At 42.1% G+C, this 20,416-nt stretch carries 23 protein-coding genes; 18 read left to right on the forward strand and 5 right to left on the reverse strand.

Features of this window, described 5'->3' with window-relative positions:
• Nucleotides 1-89: 89 nt before the first annotated feature.
• The 12 genes from FM019_RS03015 to rpoS all read left to right on the forward strand — a co-directional run bounded on the left by FM019_RS03015 (nucleotide 90) and on the right by rpoS (nucleotide 9,752).
• Complete coding sequence (locus tag FM019_RS03015; RefSeq protein WP_143834429.1) at nucleotides 90-458, forward strand: hypothetical protein; 369 nt, start codon at nucleotides 90-92, stop codon at nucleotides 456-458.
• Nucleotides 459-576: 118 nt separating this feature from the next.
• On the forward strand, nucleotides 577-1,080 hold the full coding sequence (locus tag FM019_RS03020; RefSeq protein WP_143834430.1) for a TIGR03546 family protein: 504 nt from the start codon (nucleotides 577-579) through the stop codon (nucleotides 1,078-1,080).
• Between the two features lie 3 nt (nucleotides 1,081-1,083).
• Nucleotides 1,084-2,838, forward strand: coding sequence for a TIGR03545 family protein (locus tag FM019_RS03025; RefSeq protein ID WP_143834431.1), 1,755 nt, complete (start codon nucleotides 1,084-1,086; stop codon nucleotides 2,836-2,838).
• An 87-nt stretch (nucleotides 2,839-2,925) separates the two neighbouring features.
• A complete protein-coding gene (gene ftsB / locus FM019_RS03030; protein WP_143834432.1) occupies nucleotides 2,926-3,204 on the forward strand; it encodes a cell division protein FtsB in 279 nt (92 codons plus the stop codon).
• Nucleotides 3,205-3,212: 8 nt separating this feature from the next.
• Nucleotides 3,213-3,917: a 2-C-methyl-D-erythritol 4-phosphate cytidylyltransferase gene (gene ispD, locus FM019_RS03035; protein ID WP_143834433.1), complete on the forward strand. Its 705-nt coding sequence runs from the start codon at nucleotides 3,213-3,215 to the stop codon at nucleotides 3,915-3,917.
• Between the two features lie 3 nt (nucleotides 3,918-3,920).
• On the forward strand, nucleotides 3,921-4,403 hold the full coding sequence (gene ispF / locus FM019_RS03040; RefSeq protein WP_143834434.1) for a 2-C-methyl-D-erythritol 2,4-cyclodiphosphate synthase: 483 nt from the start codon (nucleotides 3,921-3,923) through the stop codon (nucleotides 4,401-4,403).
• Entirely contained in the window at nucleotides 4,396-5,436 is a 1,041-nt protein-coding gene (gene truD / locus FM019_RS03045; protein WP_143834435.1) for a tRNA pseudouridine(13) synthase TruD, read from the forward strand. The genes ispF and truD overlap by 8 nt, the downstream gene beginning before the upstream one ends.
• Nucleotides 5,437-5,439: 3 nt before the next feature.
• Nucleotides 5,440-6,189, forward strand: a complete 750-nt coding sequence (gene surE / locus FM019_RS03050) for a 5'/3'-nucleotidase SurE (RefSeq protein ID WP_143834436.1) — start codon at nucleotides 5,440-5,442, stop codon at nucleotides 6,187-6,189.
• Between the two features lie 44 nt (nucleotides 6,190-6,233).
• Complete coding sequence (locus tag FM019_RS03055; protein ID WP_143834437.1) at nucleotides 6,234-6,872, forward strand: protein-L-isoaspartate(D-aspartate) O-methyltransferase; 639 nt, start codon at nucleotides 6,234-6,236, stop codon at nucleotides 6,870-6,872.
• An 11-nt stretch (nucleotides 6,873-6,883) separates the two neighbouring features.
• A complete protein-coding gene (locus FM019_RS03060; RefSeq protein WP_313901676.1) occupies nucleotides 6,884-7,828 on the forward strand; it encodes a DUF368 domain-containing protein in 945 nt (314 codons plus the stop codon).
• 30 nt (nucleotides 7,829-7,858) lie between these two features.
• Complete coding sequence (locus tag FM019_RS03065; RefSeq protein ID WP_260681509.1) at nucleotides 7,859-8,695, forward strand: peptidoglycan DD-metalloendopeptidase family protein; 837 nt, start codon at nucleotides 7,859-7,861, stop codon at nucleotides 8,693-8,695.
• Nucleotides 8,696-8,765: 70 nt separating this feature from the next.
• Entirely contained in the window at nucleotides 8,766-9,752 is a 987-nt protein-coding gene (gene rpoS, locus FM019_RS03070; RefSeq protein ID WP_143834438.1) for an RNA polymerase sigma factor RpoS, read from the forward strand.
• Nucleotides 9,753-10,151: 399 nt separating this feature from the next.
• On the opposite strand, the gene FM019_RS03075 is transcribed toward rpoS, so the two are convergent.
• On the reverse strand, nucleotides 10,152-10,733 hold the full coding sequence (locus FM019_RS03075) for a TetR/AcrR family transcriptional regulator (RefSeq protein WP_143834439.1): 582 nt from the start codon (nucleotides 10,731-10,733) through the stop codon (nucleotides 10,152-10,154).
• A gap of 176 nt (nucleotides 10,734-10,909) precedes the next feature.
• On the opposite strand from FM019_RS03075, the gene FM019_RS03080 reads away from it, so the two are divergent.
• Together FM019_RS03080 and FM019_RS03085 are read left to right on the forward strand one after the other, a co-directional pair.
• On the forward strand, nucleotides 10,910-11,533 hold the full coding sequence (locus FM019_RS03080; protein WP_143834440.1) for a glutathione S-transferase N-terminal domain-containing protein: 624 nt from the start codon (nucleotides 10,910-10,912) through the stop codon (nucleotides 11,531-11,533).
• 29 nt (nucleotides 11,534-11,562) lie between these two features.
• Nucleotides 11,563-12,009: a DMT family transporter gene (locus FM019_RS03085; protein ID WP_185969165.1), complete on the forward strand. Its 447-nt coding sequence runs from the start codon at nucleotides 11,563-11,565 to the stop codon at nucleotides 12,007-12,009.
• A gap of 296 nt (nucleotides 12,010-12,305) precedes the next feature.
• Here FM019_RS03085 and FM019_RS03090 read toward each other — a convergent pair whose 3' ends face one another.
• The gene (locus FM019_RS03090; RefSeq protein ID WP_221934352.1) at nucleotides 12,306-13,016 is read right to left on the reverse strand and encodes a helix-turn-helix domain-containing protein; all 711 of its coding nucleotides are present in this window, start codon (nucleotides 13,014-13,016) and stop codon (nucleotides 12,306-12,308) included.
• 189 nt (nucleotides 13,017-13,205) lie between these two features.
• Here FM019_RS03090 and FM019_RS03095 point away from each other — a divergent pair, with 189 nt between their 5' ends.
• Nucleotides 13,206-14,438: a vanadium-dependent haloperoxidase gene (locus FM019_RS03095; protein WP_143834442.1), complete on the forward strand. Its 1,233-nt coding sequence runs from the start codon at nucleotides 13,206-13,208 to the stop codon at nucleotides 14,436-14,438.
• Between the two features lie 303 nt (nucleotides 14,439-14,741).
• Nucleotides 14,742-15,200, forward strand: a complete 459-nt coding sequence (locus tag FM019_RS03100; RefSeq protein ID WP_185969166.1) for a YybH family protein — start codon at nucleotides 14,742-14,744, stop codon at nucleotides 15,198-15,200.
• A gap of 174 nt (nucleotides 15,201-15,374) precedes the next feature.
• Here FM019_RS03100 and FM019_RS03105 read toward each other — a convergent pair whose 3' ends face one another.
• The gene (locus FM019_RS03105) at nucleotides 15,375-16,262 is read right to left on the reverse strand and encodes a LysR family transcriptional regulator (RefSeq protein WP_143834444.1); all 888 of its coding nucleotides are present in this window, start codon (nucleotides 16,260-16,262) and stop codon (nucleotides 15,375-15,377) included.
• A gap of 125 nt (nucleotides 16,263-16,387) precedes the next feature.
• Between FM019_RS03105 and FM019_RS03110 the strand changes: the two genes are divergently transcribed.
• On the forward strand, nucleotides 16,388-16,879 hold the full coding sequence (locus FM019_RS03110) for a VOC family protein (protein WP_143834445.1): 492 nt from the start codon (nucleotides 16,388-16,390) through the stop codon (nucleotides 16,877-16,879).
• Nucleotides 16,880-17,098: 219 nt separating this feature from the next.
• Here the strand turns inward: FM019_RS03110 and FM019_RS03115 are convergent, their stop codons facing one another.
• The gene (locus FM019_RS03115; RefSeq protein WP_143834446.1) at nucleotides 17,099-18,061 is read right to left on the reverse strand and encodes a mechanosensitive ion channel family protein; all 963 of its coding nucleotides are present in this window, start codon (nucleotides 18,059-18,061) and stop codon (nucleotides 17,099-17,101) included.
• Nucleotides 18,062-18,284: 223 nt separating this feature from the next.
• On the opposite strand from FM019_RS03115, the gene FM019_RS03120 reads away from it, so the two are divergent.
• On the forward strand, nucleotides 18,285-19,334 hold the full coding sequence (locus tag FM019_RS03120) for an FUSC family protein (RefSeq protein ID WP_143834447.1): 1,050 nt from the start codon (nucleotides 18,285-18,287) through the stop codon (nucleotides 19,332-19,334).
• Between the two features lie 119 nt (nucleotides 19,335-19,453).
• On the opposite strand, the gene FM019_RS03125 is transcribed toward FM019_RS03120, so the two are convergent.
• A complete protein-coding gene (locus FM019_RS03125) occupies nucleotides 19,454-20,395 on the reverse strand; it encodes a YihY/virulence factor BrkB family protein (protein ID WP_143834448.1) in 942 nt (313 codons plus the stop codon).
• Nucleotides 20,396-20,416 lie beyond the last annotated feature (21 nt).

The following is a 20,416-nucleotide window of genomic DNA, read 5'->3' on the forward strand; positions in this document are numbered from 1 at the left end:
TGGGGTTGAATTAGAAGTTATCAGACGACACTCTCAGTAATTTGGTCTACGCTTTTTAGTAGAATAAAAATAACAATGAGTGTGCTAGTTTGAGCTACAGGATTACGGTAAAAGACAATCTGCTTCACTTGCAGTACATAGGTTATGTAAATGGCTTGCAGGTCATGCAAGTCATTAACGACCCAGGTTTTTTACCAAATTTAAAAAAGGTCGACAGAGCCATTTTTGATTTTTCTAACACTGACGAAGTAGATTTGTCTTTTGAAGAAGTCAAAAGCTTTGGCACCTTAGGTATGGTCGAATCTAACTTTATAGATTCATTGCATATCATCATTATTTTGAGCTCAGAAGCGGGCAGAGCCCGAGCACAGCATTACGTTGATGCCACAGGAACCGGAAAATGGAAATTTGATTTGGTGCTCACCATGCAAGAAGCCATGCAATGCTTCGAAAAATAAATATCTGCTAGCATTGCAACTTTTAGTCTAAACAATAACTCTATATTGCAACACAAACGAGTTACTTTCTTCAGAACGCCATCGATAGTCAACACATTAGATTACAAGGAGTTACAAAATGATTGTGCTAGCAAAACTGCTAAAGGCGCTGCATTCTGATGCAGGCCCCTGGTCGTTAGCCTTTGGGATTATGTTGGGAATGATTTTTGGTCTTACCCCGCTTATCAAATTTCATAATCTGATAATTCTTTTTGTCGTGCTAGTCTTTCGAGTAAATTTGTCGACCTTTCTATTATCGTGGGGTGTTTTTTCTGTTATAGCGCTGATGCTGGATCCTTTAATGATGAACATCGGCGAAGCCATTTTGACAAGTCAGAGTTTACAGGGCTCGTTCACCGCATTTTACAACACAGGATTAGGTCGGATTAGTCAGTTTTACAATACATTAACGATGGGGAGTTTAGCAGTAAGTCTCGTCTTAGCGCCAGTTGTCTTGTTGCTAAGTAAAGTACTGGTCATTAAATATCGGATTCATATCATGGAATGGGTTGACCAATGGAACATCGTTCAGCTCATTAAAGGTAGTAAGGTGTATCAGATTTACCAAGGGATGGGAGAATAAAGAATGCAAAAGATAATACGCTGGCCTGGTTTAGTTGGATTTGTTGCAATTGTCGGTCTGATAGCGGCTGTTTTGATCCTTTTTCTCGATACCTGGATAAAGCTCGCTGCAACAAATGGCCTAGAGCAAGCCACGGGTGCTGAAGTCAATATTGCTTCGGTATCTCACACCTTCTCACCATTTGGTGTTACCTTTAATCAGGTGCAGCTAACTGATCCCAAAAAACCAACCCACAATCAGGCTCAAGCCAATATAATTACCGCGCAAATCGAGTTAGCACCTTTGTTCCTCAACAAAATAATCGTCGATCAACTAACCATTGATGGCGTGGCGTTTAGCCAGTTGAGAGAATCTGAAGGAAAGGTATATAGAAAACCCGGGCTAGAAAGCAAGTTAGAGCAAGCCCTTGATCCAAAAAACCTTCCCTCGGTGGATGAAATTATTGCTCGGACACCACTGAAAACTACCAAGGCCATCCAAGACGCACAATCAGCTTATGAACGCCATAGCGAATCCCTAAAAGCTCAATATGAGACGCTACCGAATAAGGCTAAACTTGAAGAATATAAAACGCGAATTAAAGCGCTAACCGAAACGGACTATAAAAACCCTGTTGAGCTAGCGGCCGCCAAAAAAGAGTTTGAGCAACTCCGCGAATCACTCAAAAAAGATAAGTTAGCCATTGAAACCTTTAAGCAGTCGGCGTCCGAGGCACGCGACGATTTATCACCCAAACTTGCTGCACTTCGCAGTGCCCCAGGACAAGATTATGATCAAATACAAGGCCTGATTGCAGGTGATCAGGCGGCAATAAAAGACGTCACGCGTATGGTGCTTGGCGATAAAGCCGCAGTATGGAGCGATTACCTGCTCAGTGCATACAAAATCGCAGCACCATTAATGACCGGCGACAAAAAATCAGAAGCAGCCAGGGAAGAAGGGCAATGGATCGCATTTTCAGATGACGTCTCTTTGCCTGACATCTGGATAAAAAATGCGGATATTTCTCTGCGTTGGCAACAAGAGGATATTGCATCCTCTTGGCAAGACATTACTCACCAGCATGAAAAAATCGGAAAACCGACCACATTCAAAATAGATTCATCGGCAAGCGCACTTTGGCAATCGTTAAAGGTAGATGGCAACTTTTCCATTTTAGATTCAGGGATTGAAGCGATACAAAGCTGGGATCTTAAAGGGGTTAAACTTAACGAATTAGCGTTGATCAACGAGCAAAAACTATCTACATCAATCACCTCTGCTTTGTTGGCGAGCAGTGGTCAATTGGGCATCAAACAAGGACAGATGGATGGTACTGGCGCAATCGATTTTAGCCAGTTGGTTATGCAAGCCAGTGGCACCAACAATTTTACAAAGATCGTTGCAGAAACGCTTAATAATTTGAATGCGCTGAAAATCAATACTCAGCTTGCCGGTAGTATTGAAGACCCAAAACTGTCATTTAGTTCAGATTTGGATAAACGCTTAGCACAATCGGTTGTCGCAAATTTAACTGGCGATCAACAAAGTAAACTCAAGTCACTAAAACAGAAGTTAGACTCTCAAGTGCAAAGTGTCTTGGGCGAAAAAAACGCTCAACTCAGTCAATGGATAAATTGGCAAGATCTTGCTGAAGGTGACTTAGGTAGCGTCGAAGACATGCTTAGCGCGCAATTTAATGATGTGCTTGATGACAAAAAAGATAAGTTAAAAGACAAGCTAAAAGATAAATTGAAAGACAAATTGTTTGGCAATTAATCTCACTGTCGTCCTTTGAGACTAGCGAATTCACCAAGTTGTCGGCATAATGCATGGCATGAGAGGTAAGCCCGGAGCAGAAATACTATGAAGTGGATCACGTTGATCTTGGTCAGCTTGTGTTTAATGCTGCAATATCGGCTATGGTTTGGCAAAAATAGTATTCCGGACTACGTAGAAATTAAACAGCAAGTTGCCGACCAAGCACAATCAAATGCCAACCTCAAACAAAGAAATAGTCTGCTCATAGCAGATATCGAAGATCTCGAAACGGGTGTGGAAGCTATGGAAGAACGCGCCCGCAATGAACTGGGTTTAATAAAAGAAGGTGAAACCTTCTACCGAATCCTACCATCTCAAGAGTAAATTAAACCATGTCGTTCTCTTCTTCCTTTAGTGCAGTCGTGCCCGCAGCCGGTGTTGGTAAAAGAATGCAAGCCGACCGTCCTAAACAATACCTGCTCATTCAAGGCAAAACTGTCTTGGAGCACACCTTGGAAAAGCTTATCAGCCATCCACACATTCAACATATTGTTGTGGCAGTGCACCCACAGGATCCTTATTTTGACGAACTGGAGTGCAGTCAAGCACCTTGGTTATCTCGCGTGGAAGGTGGTAAAGAGCGGGCAGATTCGGTGTTAAACGGACTCAATTATCTTGCGTCTACCTCTCCTGACTCTGATTGGGTGTTAGTCCACGACGCCGCTAGGCCCTGCATTGGTTATCAGGACTTGGATAAGCTGATCGCCTTGCACTCCTCTGGACAAGGTGGAATTCTTGCCGCCCCTGTTCGAGACACCATGAAACGTAGTACTCAAAACGACCCATCGGTTGTCTTGCAAACTGTCGACAGAGCGGGTTTATGGCATGCCTTAACGCCGCAGTTTTTCCCGTTAAAAGCCCTGCAAAAATCGCTACATGAAGCGCTCGCGGAAAATGTTGCTATCACTGATGAAGCCTCGGCAATGGAATGGGCTGGCCATAAAGTACAACTTGTTGAAGGTAGCGATAGAAACATCAAGATAACCCGTCCTGACGACTTATCGTTGGCCTCTTTTTATCTTTCACAGGAAATCTAAACTATGCGTATAGGTCATGGATACGATGTTCACAAATTTGGCGGAGACGGTCCGATTACACTATGCGGAGAGCAAATTGAATATGAACAAGGGTTGCTTGCTCATTCTGATGGTGATGTCGGTCTTCATGCACTTTGCGATGCCCTGTTAGGTGCGGTAGCACTGGGTGACATCGGCAAACACTTTCCCGATACTGACGCACAATACCAAGGTGCTAACAGCCGAGAATTGCTCAAGCACGTTTATGCTTTAGTACGTCAAAAGGGGTTTGTATTGAGCAACCTGGATCTCACAATCGTTGCGCAGGCACCCAAAATGGCGCCCCATATCGACGCCATGCGCAAGAACATAGCAGAAGATTTGTCGGTGGACATCAATCAAGTCAATGTCAAAGCAACGACCACTGAAAAACTCGGATTTGCTGGCAGAAAAGAAGGCATCGCTTGCCATGCCGTGGTGCTGATTGTTGCAGAAAATAATGTCTGAACTTCGCACCGACCAATGGCAGTTTTTATATGGTCAACCTTCTGTCTCAGGTTCAGTTAAAAGCCAGCCGTCGGATTTTATTGTTATCGAGGAGCTGGGTTACGAGCTCACGGGTGACGGCGAACACATTTACCTTTGGGTAGAAAAGACAGGACTCAACACTGCATTTGTTGCGGAGCAGATAGCTTCGTTTTGCCAATTGCCATTGCGAGCCATTAGCTATGCCGGACGTAAAGACAAACATGCCGTGACGCGACAATGGTTTGGTGTCCACCAGCCGGGTAAAAAGGAATTTGATTGGTCCCAAATGAAGCTTGATGGTTTAAAAATCCTCAACAATCAACGTCACAATAAAAAGTTAAAAATTGGCCACCTCAAAGGCAATCGTTTTGAGTTAACAGTGCGCGATTTGTCCGCTACTGAGGGGCTAGAAGAGCGTTTACAAGAAATCATTACCTCTGGTGTCCCCAATTATTATGGCTCACAACGATTTGGTGATACTCGCCACCACGTTATGGGCGGAAACTTAGCTTTGGCGCAAAATATGATTGCCGGTGAAGCGATTAGAAACCGTAATAAACGCTCGATGGCTATTTCTGCGCTACGTTCATGGTTGTTTAATCAATATGTGAGTCAAAGACTTGCATTAAAACATTACGAAGTGCCTTTGACTGGCGATATTTGCATGCTCGCTGGGAGCAACAGCTTCTTTCGCGCAGAGCAAATTGATGATGAAATTAGTCAAAGGTTATCAAAACAAGATATACATTTGTCAGCGCCATTATGGGGTAAAGGTGAACTTGCCAGCAGTGATGATGCTTTGCGTTTTGAATCTGAGCTAGGCATAGCATACTCTGACGTGTGCAATACACTTGAATCCGTTGGCTTGAGGCAGGAAAGACGCGCGATTTCATTATTTCCTAAGCAGTTGCAATGGCAGATTCAGTCCAATATCCTTAACCTTCAATTTAGTCTCCCTTCAGGTTGTTTTGCTACGTCAGTGCTACGTGAAGTGGTCTGTGAGAAGGATTGATCCATGCATATTTTATTGAGTAACGATGATGGCGTATTCGCTGAAGGCCTTGGTGCTTTGTACGCTCGACTCAGTGAAGTTTATGAGATCACAGTTGTCGCACCACAGAGCAATTGCAGCGCGCTAAGCAATGCGCTGTCAATTCGTAAACCACTACGCATAGAAAAAAAAGACAATGGCTTCTACGCCGTAGACGGTACTCCATCAGATTGTGTCCATTTAGCGATTAATCAATTCTTACAAACCGACCCAGCACTGGTGATATCCGGCATTAATCATGGACCCAATCTTGGTGACGATGTAATTTATTCAGGCACAGTCGCCGCGGCGACAGAAGGCCGATATATGGGACTACCAGCGATAGCTGTCTCTCTGGCTGGTGAAAAGTGTGTGAATTTTGATACCGCCGCTAGAGTGGTGGTTGAAATTGTGCAACATTTGCAGTCACATCCTTTACCTGCAGACCAGATCTTGAATATCAACGTGCCTGATGTGCCCTATGAACAGCTAAAGGGCATTGAGGCAACGCGTCAGGGCCGTAGACATCGTGCCGAAACCATGATTAAAGATACCGATTCTGATGGGAACCCAGTATATTTGTATGGCCCTGTCGGACAAGAACAAGATGCAGGCCCCGGCACCGATTTCTATGCGATTGCGAATAATCGTTGCTCGGTCACGCCGCTAAGCGTGGATATGACAGCGTATCGAAGCCTGGAAGAGATGCACTCCTGGTTAGACAAGAAAAAATAATAACGATAACGCCAAAGGTTTTAACATGAAGTACAAGGAACTCTATGACACGCTCAACTAGAAAAGGAGATGCGCTGGCGCAATTGCTGCATTCTGAGGGTATTGCCAACCAAAACGTGTTAAATGCAATAGCAGCAACACCTAGAGAGCTATTTTTACCCGATGCATTGCATCACAAAGCCTACCAAAACACTGCACTGCCAATTGGTCAGGGGCAAACCATTTCTCAGCCCTACATCGTAGCCCGAATGACCGAGCTACTGCTAGATTCGGCTGCGCCGAATAATAAAGTGCTGGAAATTGGTACGGGATCTGGCTATCAAACTGCGATTTTAGCGCAATTGTTTGAAAAGGTGTTTAGTGTCGAAAGAATTAAAGCACTGCAATTCCAAGCAAAAAGACGAATGAATCAATTAGACCTGCACAACGTTGCCATGAAACACGGTGATGGCTGGAAAGGCTGGGCCAACAAAGGCCCTTTTGATGGCATTATTGTCACTGCTGCGGCCGCGCATATGCCAACAGATTTATACCAACAGTTAAACGACGGTGGCATGTTGGTCATCCCTGTAGGTACTGAAGAGCAAAAGCTCCATTGCGTGGTCCGCGATGGTGAGGAATTTCATTCCAGTATCGTTGAGTCGGTACGTTTTGTGCCGTTAGTTGCTGGCGATATTATTTAATAAGGAAAAACATGGAACCTGTGGTAAGAGACACCAAAGGATACATTGGATTAGGCTTAAGAGGCATGTTGATGGGCGCCGCAGACGCGGTGCCTGGTGTATCTGGTGGCACTATTGCGTTCATGACCGGGATTTACGAAGAACTTATTTATTCGCTAAAACAATGTGGTCCATTGGCACTTAGTATCCTGTTCAAGCGAGGAATTGGCGCGGCCTGGCAACATATTAACGGCACCTTTTTACTTTGCGTGTTTGGTGGAATTATTGCGAGTATTATTTCCATTTCACATGTCATGGTTTTCTTACTGGACAATTACCCAGACTTATTGTGGTCATTTTTCTTTGGACTGATATTGGCGGCCGTATGGAGCGTGGTTCAACATATTCCAAAATGGCACGCGGGAGTGGTCGTCTCATTTGTTTTGGGTGCCGCCATCGCATTTTACATTACGACCATCACGCCAACTAGCATTGAATCAACACCGCTTATCGTGTTGCTGTCGGGCATGATTGCCATCACAGCGATGATATTACCTGGTATTTCGGGTAGCTTTATACTGTTGCTATTAGGTATGTACGCGCCAATGCTTAATGCTGTTAAGTCACTGCAATTTGGTACTTTGGCAATATTTGCTGGAGGCTGTGCATTAGGATTATTGCTGTTTTCTCGTGTTTTGAACTGGATGTTCGAAAAACATAAGATCCTAACCTTGGCGTTATTAGGTGGATTTATGTTGGGGTCCTTGAACAAAGTATGGCCCTGGAAACTGACACTGGAATCTATTGTTGACCGGCATGGCAAAGTCATTCCACTAGTGGAGCAAAATGTTTTGCCCAGTACCTTTGAAGCAGCTACCAATCAGTCTTCGCACCTAACCTTGTCAATCTCATTGATGCTTGTCGGGGTATTCATGGTTTTTCTGTTAGAAAAGCTCGGTAATAAAACCGGTAACTAACCCCGAATATGTTTTAAAGCGAGAATAGATTTGCACAAAAATACACTGATAAAATGCAAACTTCTCGCCGCATCAATCGTAGCCATACTATTGCTGGCTTCCTGCTCATCTAGGGATACACCTGCCCCTGTTATTGAATTGTATCAAGGCAAAGATTTTAGAGACTTTGAGCAGGATAGTTTTTCCGGTGACAAATATCTCGTTCAGAAGGGAGATACGCTGTTCTCGATTGCCTGGTATTCGGGTAATGATTATCGTGATTTAGCCCGTGCAAACAACATCTCGGCACCTTATCCTATATACCCTGGGCAAGAAATAGTGCTGAATTTTTCGCCACTTAGTGAAAAGCCTCGTGAAAAAGATACTCCTGGTCAGACCACAAAAACAAATGCAAATAGGACAGTTGACCGACCCGCAAAGCAGGCGTATGGTGAAAGTAACAAAGATGTTAACAAACGAAACAATCGTTCAAAAAGCGAAGCATTTCCAAGTAAAGTAGAACGTTGGTTGTGGCCCTCTAAAGGCCAATTAATATCAAAATTTTCACTCTCAGAACAAGGCAGTAAAGGAATTGAAATCAAAGGTAAGCGAGGCGATAACGTCCTAGCTGCTGCTGATGGCAAGGTTGTATACACTGGCAACGCGCTGAGAGGTTATGGTCAATTGATCATAATAAAGCACTCTGAATCGTATTTGAGTGCTTATGCACACAACGATAGTGTTCTTGTTAAAGAACAACAATGGATTAAAGCGGGGCAAAAAATCGCCTCGATGGGAAGTACAGGTACCGACCAGATAAAGCTTCGTTTTGAAGTTAGGTACAGGGGCAAGTCTGTTGACCCACTGAAGTACTTACCCAGCAGATAATAACAATAAACAATAATTATAAATCTGAGGAGAATTAGGCACGTAACAAATCCATGCAGGAGAAGCAGTTATGGGTGATACAAATACAGTTGTGGTTGATCTAGCGGATCCAGCCGTTAACGAAAAAAATATCGAAGCAGAGCTTTCTGAAATTGAAGCTGACGCTGAGGTAGATCCCATGGAAGAAATTCTGGCAGGTCAAGAAGAGCTGCATAAAAACCTTGATGCAACCCAACTTTATCTAGGGGAAATTGGTTTCTCCCCGCTCTTATCAGCCGAAGAAGAAGTTTATTTTGCTCGTCGAGCCCTCAAGGGTGACGAAGCATCCCGCAAACGCATGATCGTCAGTAATCTGCGCTTAGTTGTAAAAATCGCCAGACGTTATAACAACCGAGGATTAGCACTTCTAGATTTGATAGAAGAAGGTAATCTTGGTCTTATTCGAGCGGTTGAAAAATTTGATCCCGAACGCGGCTTCCGTTTTTCGACCTATGCCACCTGGTGGATAAGACAAACCATTGAACGCGCTATCATGAACCAGACTCGCACTATTCGATTGCCTATTCATGTTGTCAAAGAGCTCAACGTATATTTACGTGCATCCCGAGAGTTAGCGCAAAAACTCGATCACGAACCCACCGCTGAAGAAATTGCAGAGTCACTTGATCGTCCCGTCGAAGATGTAACCAAGATGCTGCGCCTAAATGAACGGATCACCTCAGTTGACACGCCTATTGGCAGTGAAAACGACAAGGCCTTGTTAGATATCATTGCAGACGAAAAAGGCCATGGCCCTGAGGAAGATCTGCAAGACAAAGACATCAAGTGCAGCATTGTTAAGTGGCTTGAAGAGCTCAACCCAAAACAACGAGAAGTGCTTGCAAGACGCTTTGGATTAATGGGTTACGAACCGTCTACCCTAGAAGATGTAGGTGCAGAGATTGGACTTACTCGCGAAAGAGTCAGACAAATTCAAGTAGAAGCACTACGACGCCTCAGAGACATGTTAGGCCATCAAGGATTGAATCTTGAAGCCCTGTTTAATAAAGCGCTCTAAAGTCAAAAATAGCAGACTTTCCGGCTTTAAATTAGCATATTGAAAGCGCCTCCAAATGGAGGCGCATTTTGTTGTTATGTTTCACAAAAAATTTAAACATAGGCTTTTGTGTAGAGTTTAATTTGTATTTGTAATTGCATCGTTCTGTCGAACTCACAACGTGGCATTGCCAGAGCTAAGGCGCTTGTTTGAAATTCTGAATTATGTAAAACAGTGAATTTGGATTGGTGATTTGGATTGGTCACCATTTAATCTGACATGTTCAATAACAGAGCGTAATCAATCCTGACAGTCTCTTGTGTACGTAAAGCGGCCGTTCAAAAATTCTATCCATATAAGTTTACAAACAAAAAAATAATTTAGACTAAAACAAATTAACATTATCGAAGCAAAGGTTTCTTAAGCTTTGGATCCATTGAACGAAAGTAATTCCCAAGCCCCTTCACAAGCTAACCTGATCATCTCTTCATTTTGGGATACTCTCGTCAATACATACCCTCCCTGAATAGCCGAAACTATTAAAGTAGCAATTTTTGATATATTTACTGAACTTGATATTTCATCCATTTCAATGGCTTTGTTAAGACACTTTTCGATCAATGCAAGCATTCTCTCGAAATATTTTTGTAGCGGTGCAATGAGCCGCTCATCAGTTAAAATGGAGTGCTCATTTGCGAGTCGTCCTAATTTACAACCTTTCAATGCTTGCCTGTCTTTTAACAGAAAGCTTTTGATTTCAAATAGAGATGCTTCAGGCTCACCAAGATAAGATTCAGCATCTAAAATTAAATCTTCAGAAATTTGTTCAAGAACACTTACACCTAGCTCAACCTTGCCGTCGAAATGATGGTACAAGCTGCCTTTACCCGCCCCACTTCGTTTTAGAACATCGTTAGGGCTAGTTGATTCATATCCTTTTTCCCAAAACAATTTGCTTGCAGCAGAGATAATCGCATCTCTCTTAGATTCATTTTTTTTCATAATTAGTTTGCAATTGTACCTACTGGTATGTATCTTTTTTGTTGTACCTACTAGTACGCATTTTGCTCAGAATGAACAAATTTGTAAATGACAAAATTTACTCTGACGTCTAGATGTGAAAATTGAACTCAGCAATTGAAATAATTGTGCAAACTATTTGATGAGAGAGAACTAGAATGAAACTGATTTATTCACCCACTTCACCTTATGCTAGAAAAACTCGCATCGTATCGCGGCTTCAATCTTTAGATAATCAAATTACAGAAGTTGCAATGTGCCCCTTCAATGATAAAGACACTTTGAGTAAGACCAACCCGCTGGGCAAGTTGCCAGCATTGGTTATCAGTGATAATCAGGTGCTTTACGACAGTAATGTTATTTGTGATTATTTGGATGAAATAGGCAGCCAACCCTCTCTGTGGCCCCACCATGAAATTCGTGGTACCGAAAGCAATCAGTTTTGGAAAGTCAGAACGTTAGTCGAAATGGCAAATGGAATCATGGATGCTGCTTTTGCATTAGTAATGGAAAAAAAGCGTTCAGACAATGAACAGTCTGCAAGTTGGATACAAAATTATACTAATGGGATAATGAGGGCGACTGTTGCGGCTAATACTGAAGTAGATTTCTTCGTCAATAAAACTCGAATGGATAACATAGCGTTAGGCTGCGCCTTAGGATATTTAGACTTTCGCCTTTCAGAGCTAGATTGGCGAAAAGATAATGAAAAACTCGCCGAGTGGTATATGGAATTTGCTTCCCAGCAAGTTATGTTAGTTACTGCTCCACCTCAAGCTTAGCCTTAAGAATGGCTGATAAAAGGAGAGCGATGATGCCCCAATCTTGGCTGTTTATCTTAATGCTGTTCGCTGGAGTGGGTATTCCAATAATGGCCGCATTAAATGCTGGACTTGGCGAACACATAAATAACCCGATTGCTGCTGTGACTCTATTGGCAACAGTTGCTTTGGTCAGTTCAATAACTATATTAGTTGTTGCTGGAAAACCGATAGATTGGAAGCAATTCATATCAGCTCCCCCATTATTTTTCGTTGCTGGCATTTTGTTTGTATTCTACATTGGAAGCATTACTCACAGCGCACCTAAAATAGGTTTAGGGAATGCCGTATTGATGGTCTTAATTGGTCAATTGGTGTGCTCGGTCATTATTGATCATTATGGTTTATTAGGTGTTCAGCAACTTTCCATAACACTGCGTAGATTGGCTGGATTAGGTTCCTTGGCGATTGGTTTTTGGCTGGTAGTCATCAAATGATTCCACATCTTTGTTTTCTTTTTTATTTAATGAGAACTAACGTATCAATTCTCTAAGGAATTAAATTGCGTTCATGTATAGCTTTCGACAGTTACTTAAATTGATGTCTAACGTCTCTTATTTGTCTAATGCCGCCTGTCAGCTTAAGTAGAAACCTTCTGCTAAAAGTGTCAGATTAGATTTGAGCCACTACAGTGAATTTACGAATAAACAACCAACCTCATTCCCTCAAGAAATTAAAAGAAAGGTCAGTATTGAATTAGTGAAGCATCATGTATTTTAATTTATCTATGCTTTTAAGATACCAAAAGCTCTCTAGGTTGTTTTTTAATGTTCGCCAATCTGCTTCTGCCAAGCCATTGCTGCGCGATACTTGTATAACGGTTTGGCCCACGTAATATCACTTCTTTATTTTTAGTCGCTCCTGAAAAATCGCTCCAGCCCATGTAAAGTTTAGTTAGGTTTCTTGTGGTTGCTACTATTTGCACATCCACTTCAAAATTATGGTCAATAATACACAGATCTACCTCATCATCCTTGAACACTAACCATGCATTTTGATTCTCTTTAGATTGCTCTGAAAGATAAATATGCACCACAAATGGGTTGGGTAATGCTGGATGTGGTTTTGCACTTCTGCGCAAGCTCCAAAAAAGATGGTCCGCATCGATGTTATCAAGTGAAGGTTCAATTTGCAGCCACTCTTGACTCCAATCAGCCATACCGAATACAACACTCCTTAGTGCCTCCCCAGCTTTGGTAAGTTGGTACTGTGGGTGACGACTTTTGCCTGTCAGTTGTTTAGTTATCAAACCTCTATCAGTCAACTCCTTAAGACGATCAGACAATAAGGTTCTAGACATTCTAGCGACCCCTTTACTGATATCGTTGAATGAGCGGGAGCCAAGCAATAACTCCCTAAAAATAAGAATTGTCCAACGGCTACATAAAAATTCTGCGGCCATAGCGAGTGGGCAAAACTGACCATAAATTGTTTTAGAACTCATGCGTTTTCTCTAAGCTGGCTGTAAATAATCCTAAACCTAGCATAAGCAAGAGCAACCATTTAGTACAGATTTTGTACTACATAAGCCTTAGTAAGTTGTGTTCAGGTAGTACAGAATGTGGACTATCAAGGACGATATGAAAGTGAAATACTCGAAGACGTAAACAAATACCCATAAGGATAAACGGTTATGAACGTGCTTACTAAATTTCTAAGAGTGCAATTTTGGATCTTTTCATCGGTCGTATTTTCGATTGGTCATCCAGCTCAAGCAGATGTCATTACAGACTGGAATATTACTGCTCGTAATATTGTTGTCGAATCAAAGTTATACGCGCCGCCGGCGAATCGCGTTATGGCGATAGTGCATACCGCTGTATATAAGTCAGTCAATTCAATTACCCAGGAATTCCCAAAAAAAAATTCCGCCCTGCAAGCAAACCAAGAAGCATCGGTGGAAGCGGCTGTTGCCGCTGCGAATTATACTAGTTTAATAAAACTACTTCCCGACCAACACCTGAAAATTAAAGAAGCCTATGTAACCGCACTGGAATTGATCCCAGATGGAGCGGCTAAAGAATCTGGGATTTCAATAGGTGTAATCGCAGCTGAAACAGTGTTGGCCGAACGTTCAAAGGATGGTAGTGAACTTGCTGAAGTTTACCGGCCACATTCAGCTGCAGGGAAATATGTACCTACTGTCATTCCAGCCGTTCCACAATGGCCCAACCGTCGACCTTGGTTATTAAGCAGTGCGTCACAATTTAGGCCAATTCCACCACCTACGTTAGACAGTCAAGAGTGGGCTAAAGACTTCAATGAAGTAAAGGAGATTGGCGAAGCTGAAAGTACAGTTAGAAACCAGCAACAAACTGAAATAGCCAAATTTTGGGAGGCAACATCGCCGGCCATTTATCATGGAATAGTGCATTCAGTGGCAAAACAAACAGGGCGAACGGCTACGCAAAACGCTCGACTTTTTGCCATCGTGACTCAAGCAATAGACGATGCCATGATTGCCGTATTTGAAGCCAAGTATTATTACGCGTTTTGGCGACCCATTACGGCGATTAGAAATGCCGACATTGATAACAACGACGCCACCGAGAGAGATGCAAGTTGGAAGTCTTATATTCCTACGCCTATGCACCCAGAATACCCGTGTGCACACTGCGTAGTAGCTGGCACTGTTGGCGCCATTCTAAAAGCAGAAGTGGGCGAAAACCCTATGCCATTACTGACCACTCGCAGCGATACCGCAAACAATGCGATGCGCAGTTGGCCTGACATTGAAAGTTTTGTACAAGAGGTATCTGAAGCCCGTATTTATGATGGCGTGCATTACCGCTCTTCAACTGTGGTGGGTAGTCTTATGGGGGAAAAGATAGGTGAACTTGCTGTCAGAAAACACCAAGGGAATTAGATTTGTAGGAGGAAGTAGCCTTTGATGAGGGCCGGAATTATTTAGAGTGAAAATAACTCCGACCTCTTTAAACCGGAACTCTTCAAACCGAATAGTTTGTTTAGCCCTATATTGTCTGAATATAACGATTTAATCGCTCAAAATGGCAAAGCCCACCCCAATCATCTTTTAGTCAAACTTTCAAAACAAAATAATTGTTTGCTCCGATATATTTATCCTCGATAAGCAACTTGTTTTGATTCGTTAATTGTGTGCCTATCTATGTTATTGTAGTTAATAGAAAAAGGAAAAAAGGAGTATTGTTTGTTTAAATTCAATTTGTGCATTCTCGCTTTGGTTTTGGCATTTCCTATTCATGCCGTAACAAATTCAAAAACTTTGGAAAAAGAGGTTTTAGAATCCTTCCGTAGTCTTACCGATGCATCGCAAGCGTTGGATGCAAGGAGCTACTTTCAGCACTTCGACCAGGATAAATTTGTCGGCTTAAACAGTGATGGCACAAACTGGAATTCAATTGATGATTTGGCTCCGCTCATCAATATCGCCTTTGATTCTATACAAGAAGTTATTTCACTCGAATTCCTAAATGTGAAAGTGTCCATAATTGATAGTTACACGGCAATACTGGTAAATGAGTTTTCACAATCAATGCTGTTAAAAAATGGCGAGACAATAAATGTCTCTGGTGGCGGAACACAAGTATGGTCAAAACGAAGCGGTAAATGGAAGTTAGTCAGTGTGTCCGCAAGCAATAAACCTTAAACATCTTTTTGCAGTGGTGGCATATAAAAACGGTCGAGGGTACCGACTTTTTGATATCTCTGGAAAGCAAACTTATTACTAATTGAGCCTCTCGATGCAAGAAATCGGTTTGCCTGCACTCGCAGCAGTCCCTTGACCTCGGTTACAACAAGGACTAACGAGCGGATAGCAGACCTAACTCCACACGCGTCGAACAATTGAATTAAAGGCTTCATAGCGAGCAGGAAGCTCTCTATTTTTCTTGCGCACCAGATATAGGTTTTCAACCACTGGCTGTCGAGGCGTCAAAACGTTTAAAAGCTCAGGGGTGTGAAAACTCTCAACTGCGCTTTTAGGTAAAACTGTGAATCCTATCCCGTGAGCTACAGGCTCTAAGATTTGACTGATTTGATTAATTGACCCTATGGTTGGGAATTTGTCTATATCTATTAGCTTGAATTCTTGTTCTTCACTTTGCCTAAAATATAATGATAGATAGTGTTCTGCATCGGGATGAGAAATCAGCCCTAAGGCTGAGAGCGTGTGCTTCCAGCCTTTATCCACATTCGTATTTCGAGGCGTTACTAGGCAAAGTTCTTCTTGCCCCAGTTCTTCAAAATCAAAGAAGCTTTCATTTGGTTCGTCTGTCACTATCCCTTGATCAACCTTTCCATTTTTAACATCTGTCAAAATTTGATGATTTGGCGCTGCTTCAATATTTAAATGAATTTTTGGATACTTGTTCTGGAGTTTCAACAACTTTGGATAAAGTAGTAACGCAACTGAGCCTGAACATGAGAGGGAACATTTACCTGACAATGGGTCATCAAAGTTCAGTTGCTCAAAGAGACGTTTTTCACTTTTAATAAAGTCTTTTGTGTAGTGATAAACTAAATGACCACGTTCAGTAATGACAAATGACTTCTTGTTTCTTTTGATTAAAATATGACCACAAGCATCTTCAAGTTTGTTTATATGCTGACTAACACCGGGTTGAGTCATAAACAACTTCTCTGCTGTTTGTGTAAAGTGCCCCGTATCAACGAGCGTAATGAAAGTTTTTAACCAAACCGGATTCAGCATAAGCGTAAATAATAATTTTATGTTATCAATTCAATAATATTTGATAATTTTAATTAATCAATAGATCTGCCTATAATTTACTCATCAATTAAATTTAAAGCTTTAAACGAAGCGAGGAGTAAATGATGAAGATGAATCATGTTGGTATTATGGTAGGGGACATGGACAAAGCCGTTGAGTTCTACACCAAAGCTTTAGGTCTTCGCGTTGTAATGAACAATACAAAAGTTTTAGAAGAGCGCGAATCTGCCATAGGACGCATGTGTATAGCCGTATTTGGAGAGGGCTTTAAAGGGTTCAATATTGCTCACCTTGTAACGACTGATGGTATTGGCGTAGAGCTATTTGAAATGAATGACCGCGAAGAGCGTCATAAAGTTGACTTCGCTCGTCTTGGTATCTTTCATTTCTGTTTACAGCTACCAAAAGAGCAGTTTGATACTGCAATTAAACGTGTTGAAGAGTTTGGTGGAAAAGTAAGAATGGATATTCACCGTTATCATCCAGAAGATGATCTAAAACAAGCGCAAATGGTGTATTTAGAAGACCCATTCGGGAACCTTTTTGAGTTTTATTCACACTCTTATGAGGATACTTACGCTTCAAACTATGAATAAACCAAAAGGGTAGAATAATCTTCGACTTATTTAAGACAGCCTATGAATTAAAGGTGAACGTGGACTTTTTATCGCTCTTTAATGTTAAGCAAAATAAGTAACTGGCTGGGTGTTATCTACCCAGCCCAGCATGACGCGCTAACTTGTCAGCGCCACACTATTATTTGGCTTCAACCGTCTCTGCGACCTTCTATAAAAAGGGGACTAAGACTTTTTCCGTTAATTTTCTGATGGCGATCCAGATATAAGCTTAAGCGGCTCTTTAAACGTCATTGTCCTGTACGGAAAGGGTATTTCTATGCCAGCATCATCCAAGGCTCGTTTCACCTTGCTGACAACTTCACCTCTTGACCGACGGTGATCTAAAGGCGTGGGTTTTGTCCACCAAGTCATCTCAATATCAATGCTGCTATCTCCAAATCCGGAAGGAAAAACTTCTACATTTTTGTTGATATCGACAGTTTCGCAAGATTTCAATGTTTTCTGAATAAGGGACACTGCTTCGTCTACGTCTTCGTCATAGGCGACACCAGTCATGACGGTAATTCGTCTCAAATCCAGATCCGTCAGGACCTTCACCGGGTTTTTGAACAAAAAGGCATTAGGCGTGGCGACGAGCTCTCCATTCGTTTTTCGAATTGTTGTCATTCTAACGGAGATATTCTCAACCTTTCCCATTATTGACTCACATTCAATAAAATCACCACTTTCAAACGGGTACTTCCAAAGAAGTAAAATACCAGCAAAAAAGTTTTCAAAAATTTCCTTGAATGCAAAGCCTATCGCCACGGAAACCAGTCCTAGTCCCCCAAGAGCCTTAGCTGGGGTCAAACCAGGGAACAAAATAAGTGCTGCGAGTAAAGTGCCAATTGTCCACACCACGATTTTTGTTAGCCTTACAAATAAATCAACCAGACTTTGACGAGTATGTCTCGAATGACTTACTTTTCTTACTGCTTTACTCAACAAAGTTGACGCGAACCATGTTAAAAAAAGCACCACCAGCGCAACACCAATATAAGGTAAGTGAGCGATAAAATTCTGAATTAATTCAATAACTGTTTGTTTGATCGTTTCTATAGGCGAGATTGAAGCGAAATCAGTAGTTGATTGAATGTTGCTTTCTGAGTCCGTTTGAATTAGGTCCCAAAGCGGAAATTTGAAAATAGAGAGAGCTTGCATAAACGTGCTTCCTAACTGCATATGACGTAGTAAATCAAAAGTAATGATTTAGAGCTGCAATTTTCTTGCCGCAAAAAATCCTCTTTAAATTCAATATATTAATTTTTTTTCGTATCAATTCGTGCAATTAAAATACGGACAAGTTGTAAAATATTCCTATACTTGTCGCTATTACCGAGCAATCGAATATAACACTCTCCTGATTTTAGTTGTAAGGCATGACATGAGTATTCCATTTATTAACGATAGCGATTTGCTTTCGAAAGAAAGCCTGCGAGATGCTCTTCGCTTAGGCCTTCAGTCGTCCATTGCAGCCGCTGCAACATACGCAATAATGCAAACCCTTTCGTTAAGTGAATTGTTTGTCGGTGTTTTATCTGCGGTATTAGTTATAGAGAAGAGCATGGGAGAATCTCTTGGCGCATCAGGTCAACGTTTTTTAGCAACAATTGCCGGATGTGTCATTGGGGGAGTCTGTCTGTATTTGGTCCCGGGCGGTTACAGTGTTGTTGCCGGACTAACAATCTCTATGTTTGTTATGAACTTTGTGGCTGGATTGAAACCTGCTTGGCGTTACGGTGTGGTCGCAACTGTAGCTATGTCTATTAATACCTCTGAGAATATCTGGGATGTTGCGACGCAACGGACAATTGCGATTGGGTTAGGTGTAGTAATTGGTTCTTTAGTAACTGTTGTCGTTTGGCCAGACAAGGCCTCCACTAGAGCGCAAAGACATGTCAATATAGTGCTGTCGCTGATCGCAGAGTACATTAATGAGTCTGTCTCTCATTCTGTAGATGAAAACGATAGTAACGACGACAGCACAACTGAGAAGCTTGAAGAGCTATCAAATGACTACACCACCCATATTTCTGCGGCAAGAACCTTAGCCTCCAACATGAAATTTGGAGATGATAAGTCATCTATTATCTGCAACATAGAAGCGGCCGAACGGATTGAAAATTGTGGCAGAGTCATGCGTTCTTTATCAGATACAACGAGTGATATGCACGGTGGCAGCGAGGCCGTGAAGGAGGCTTTATCAAACGTTAAGGAGAAACTGACTGATGTTTTGCACAAAGCATCGAAGCAAGAGAAAATTGATAAATACACGTTCGAAGACTTACAAACAAATCTAGATATAATCAGCGACAAGCTTGCCACCGATCACGAAGACGAAAAATATAGAATGCTCGTTGGCGCTTTTACATTTGCCGTGACGCAAGCTTTGAAAAGCTTACAAACGATAAACGATAAGTTGGACGAACAGTAATCACTCAATCAGTGCGTTAGCTGAACCCAGTTTAGAGTCTAGGCCGTTGATTAAGTATGCAAATTATCCCACCGAAGTTTACGCGTCTGTATCACTGCTTGAATCAACCAAATGAGATCCTATTCACCTCGCCATTGGTCAGCAACCGTGGCACCGCGTTCCCCCATAGGTTCACTAGGTCCTGTTGTAGAGTCTGTTCGTGTTTGCAGTTCACAGCACGCATTTAACTCTGCACCCAGCAAAACTGTGTAGGCTGTAATATAAAACCACATTAGAAGCGCGATAACGCCGCCAATAGAACCATATGTTTCGTTGTAGGAAGCAAACTTTTCTAGGTATAGTGAGAACCCAATTGACGCAGCAATCCAAAGCATCGCGGCAAGTAAAGCCCCTGGCATCACCCATCTAAAGTTGGGCGGTTCTCGATGAGGAGCATAGCGGTAAAGCAGCGCAAGACTGCCGATAAAAAAAAGAATTAGCACCGGCCAACGTATAAAACCGACCAGAGATTGTCTACCTGACGAACCAATAGTTGCGTCTAATGCTAAAGGCAGCAGTGTCATAATAGACATGAATAAACATATGATAATAACCACAGATAACGTAAGCGCTATGCGAGCAATTGTGGCACTGATAAAACCTCGACTTTTGTCTTCCTTATAAGTGACATTTGAAGCGGTAATTAGCGCTTTGGCTCCTTTGCTACCACTCCAAATTGAAAGTAGAAAACCAACTACCATACCAACACCTAATGTGCCTTGATTTTGACTTGCAATATCTGTAATCCGATCCAGCAACTCTTCTTGGCCACTCTGTGGCATAGACTGCAGAAGTGATTGTAATTGCATGGCAGCAGTTTCTGGGCTCACGATAAGCCCATATAATGAAACTAAGCTGGCAAGCAAAGGAAAAACAGCAAGCAAAAAATAAAACGCTACTCCGGCAGAAATTAGCGAGAGTTTTTCTCCTCCAATATTCTTATACGTTCGCAAAACAATTTGCTTCCAATCTGATATTGAAAAATCTGCAGGACTTTTTTTGTATTGAGAAGCTTTGCTCATACTGTAATCTCTATGGCGGTG

It is taken from the genome of Aliiglaciecola sp. M165 (genome assembly GCF_007197995.1).
Taxonomy (GTDB): Bacteria; Pseudomonadota; Gammaproteobacteria; order Enterobacterales; family Alteromonadaceae; genus Aliiglaciecola.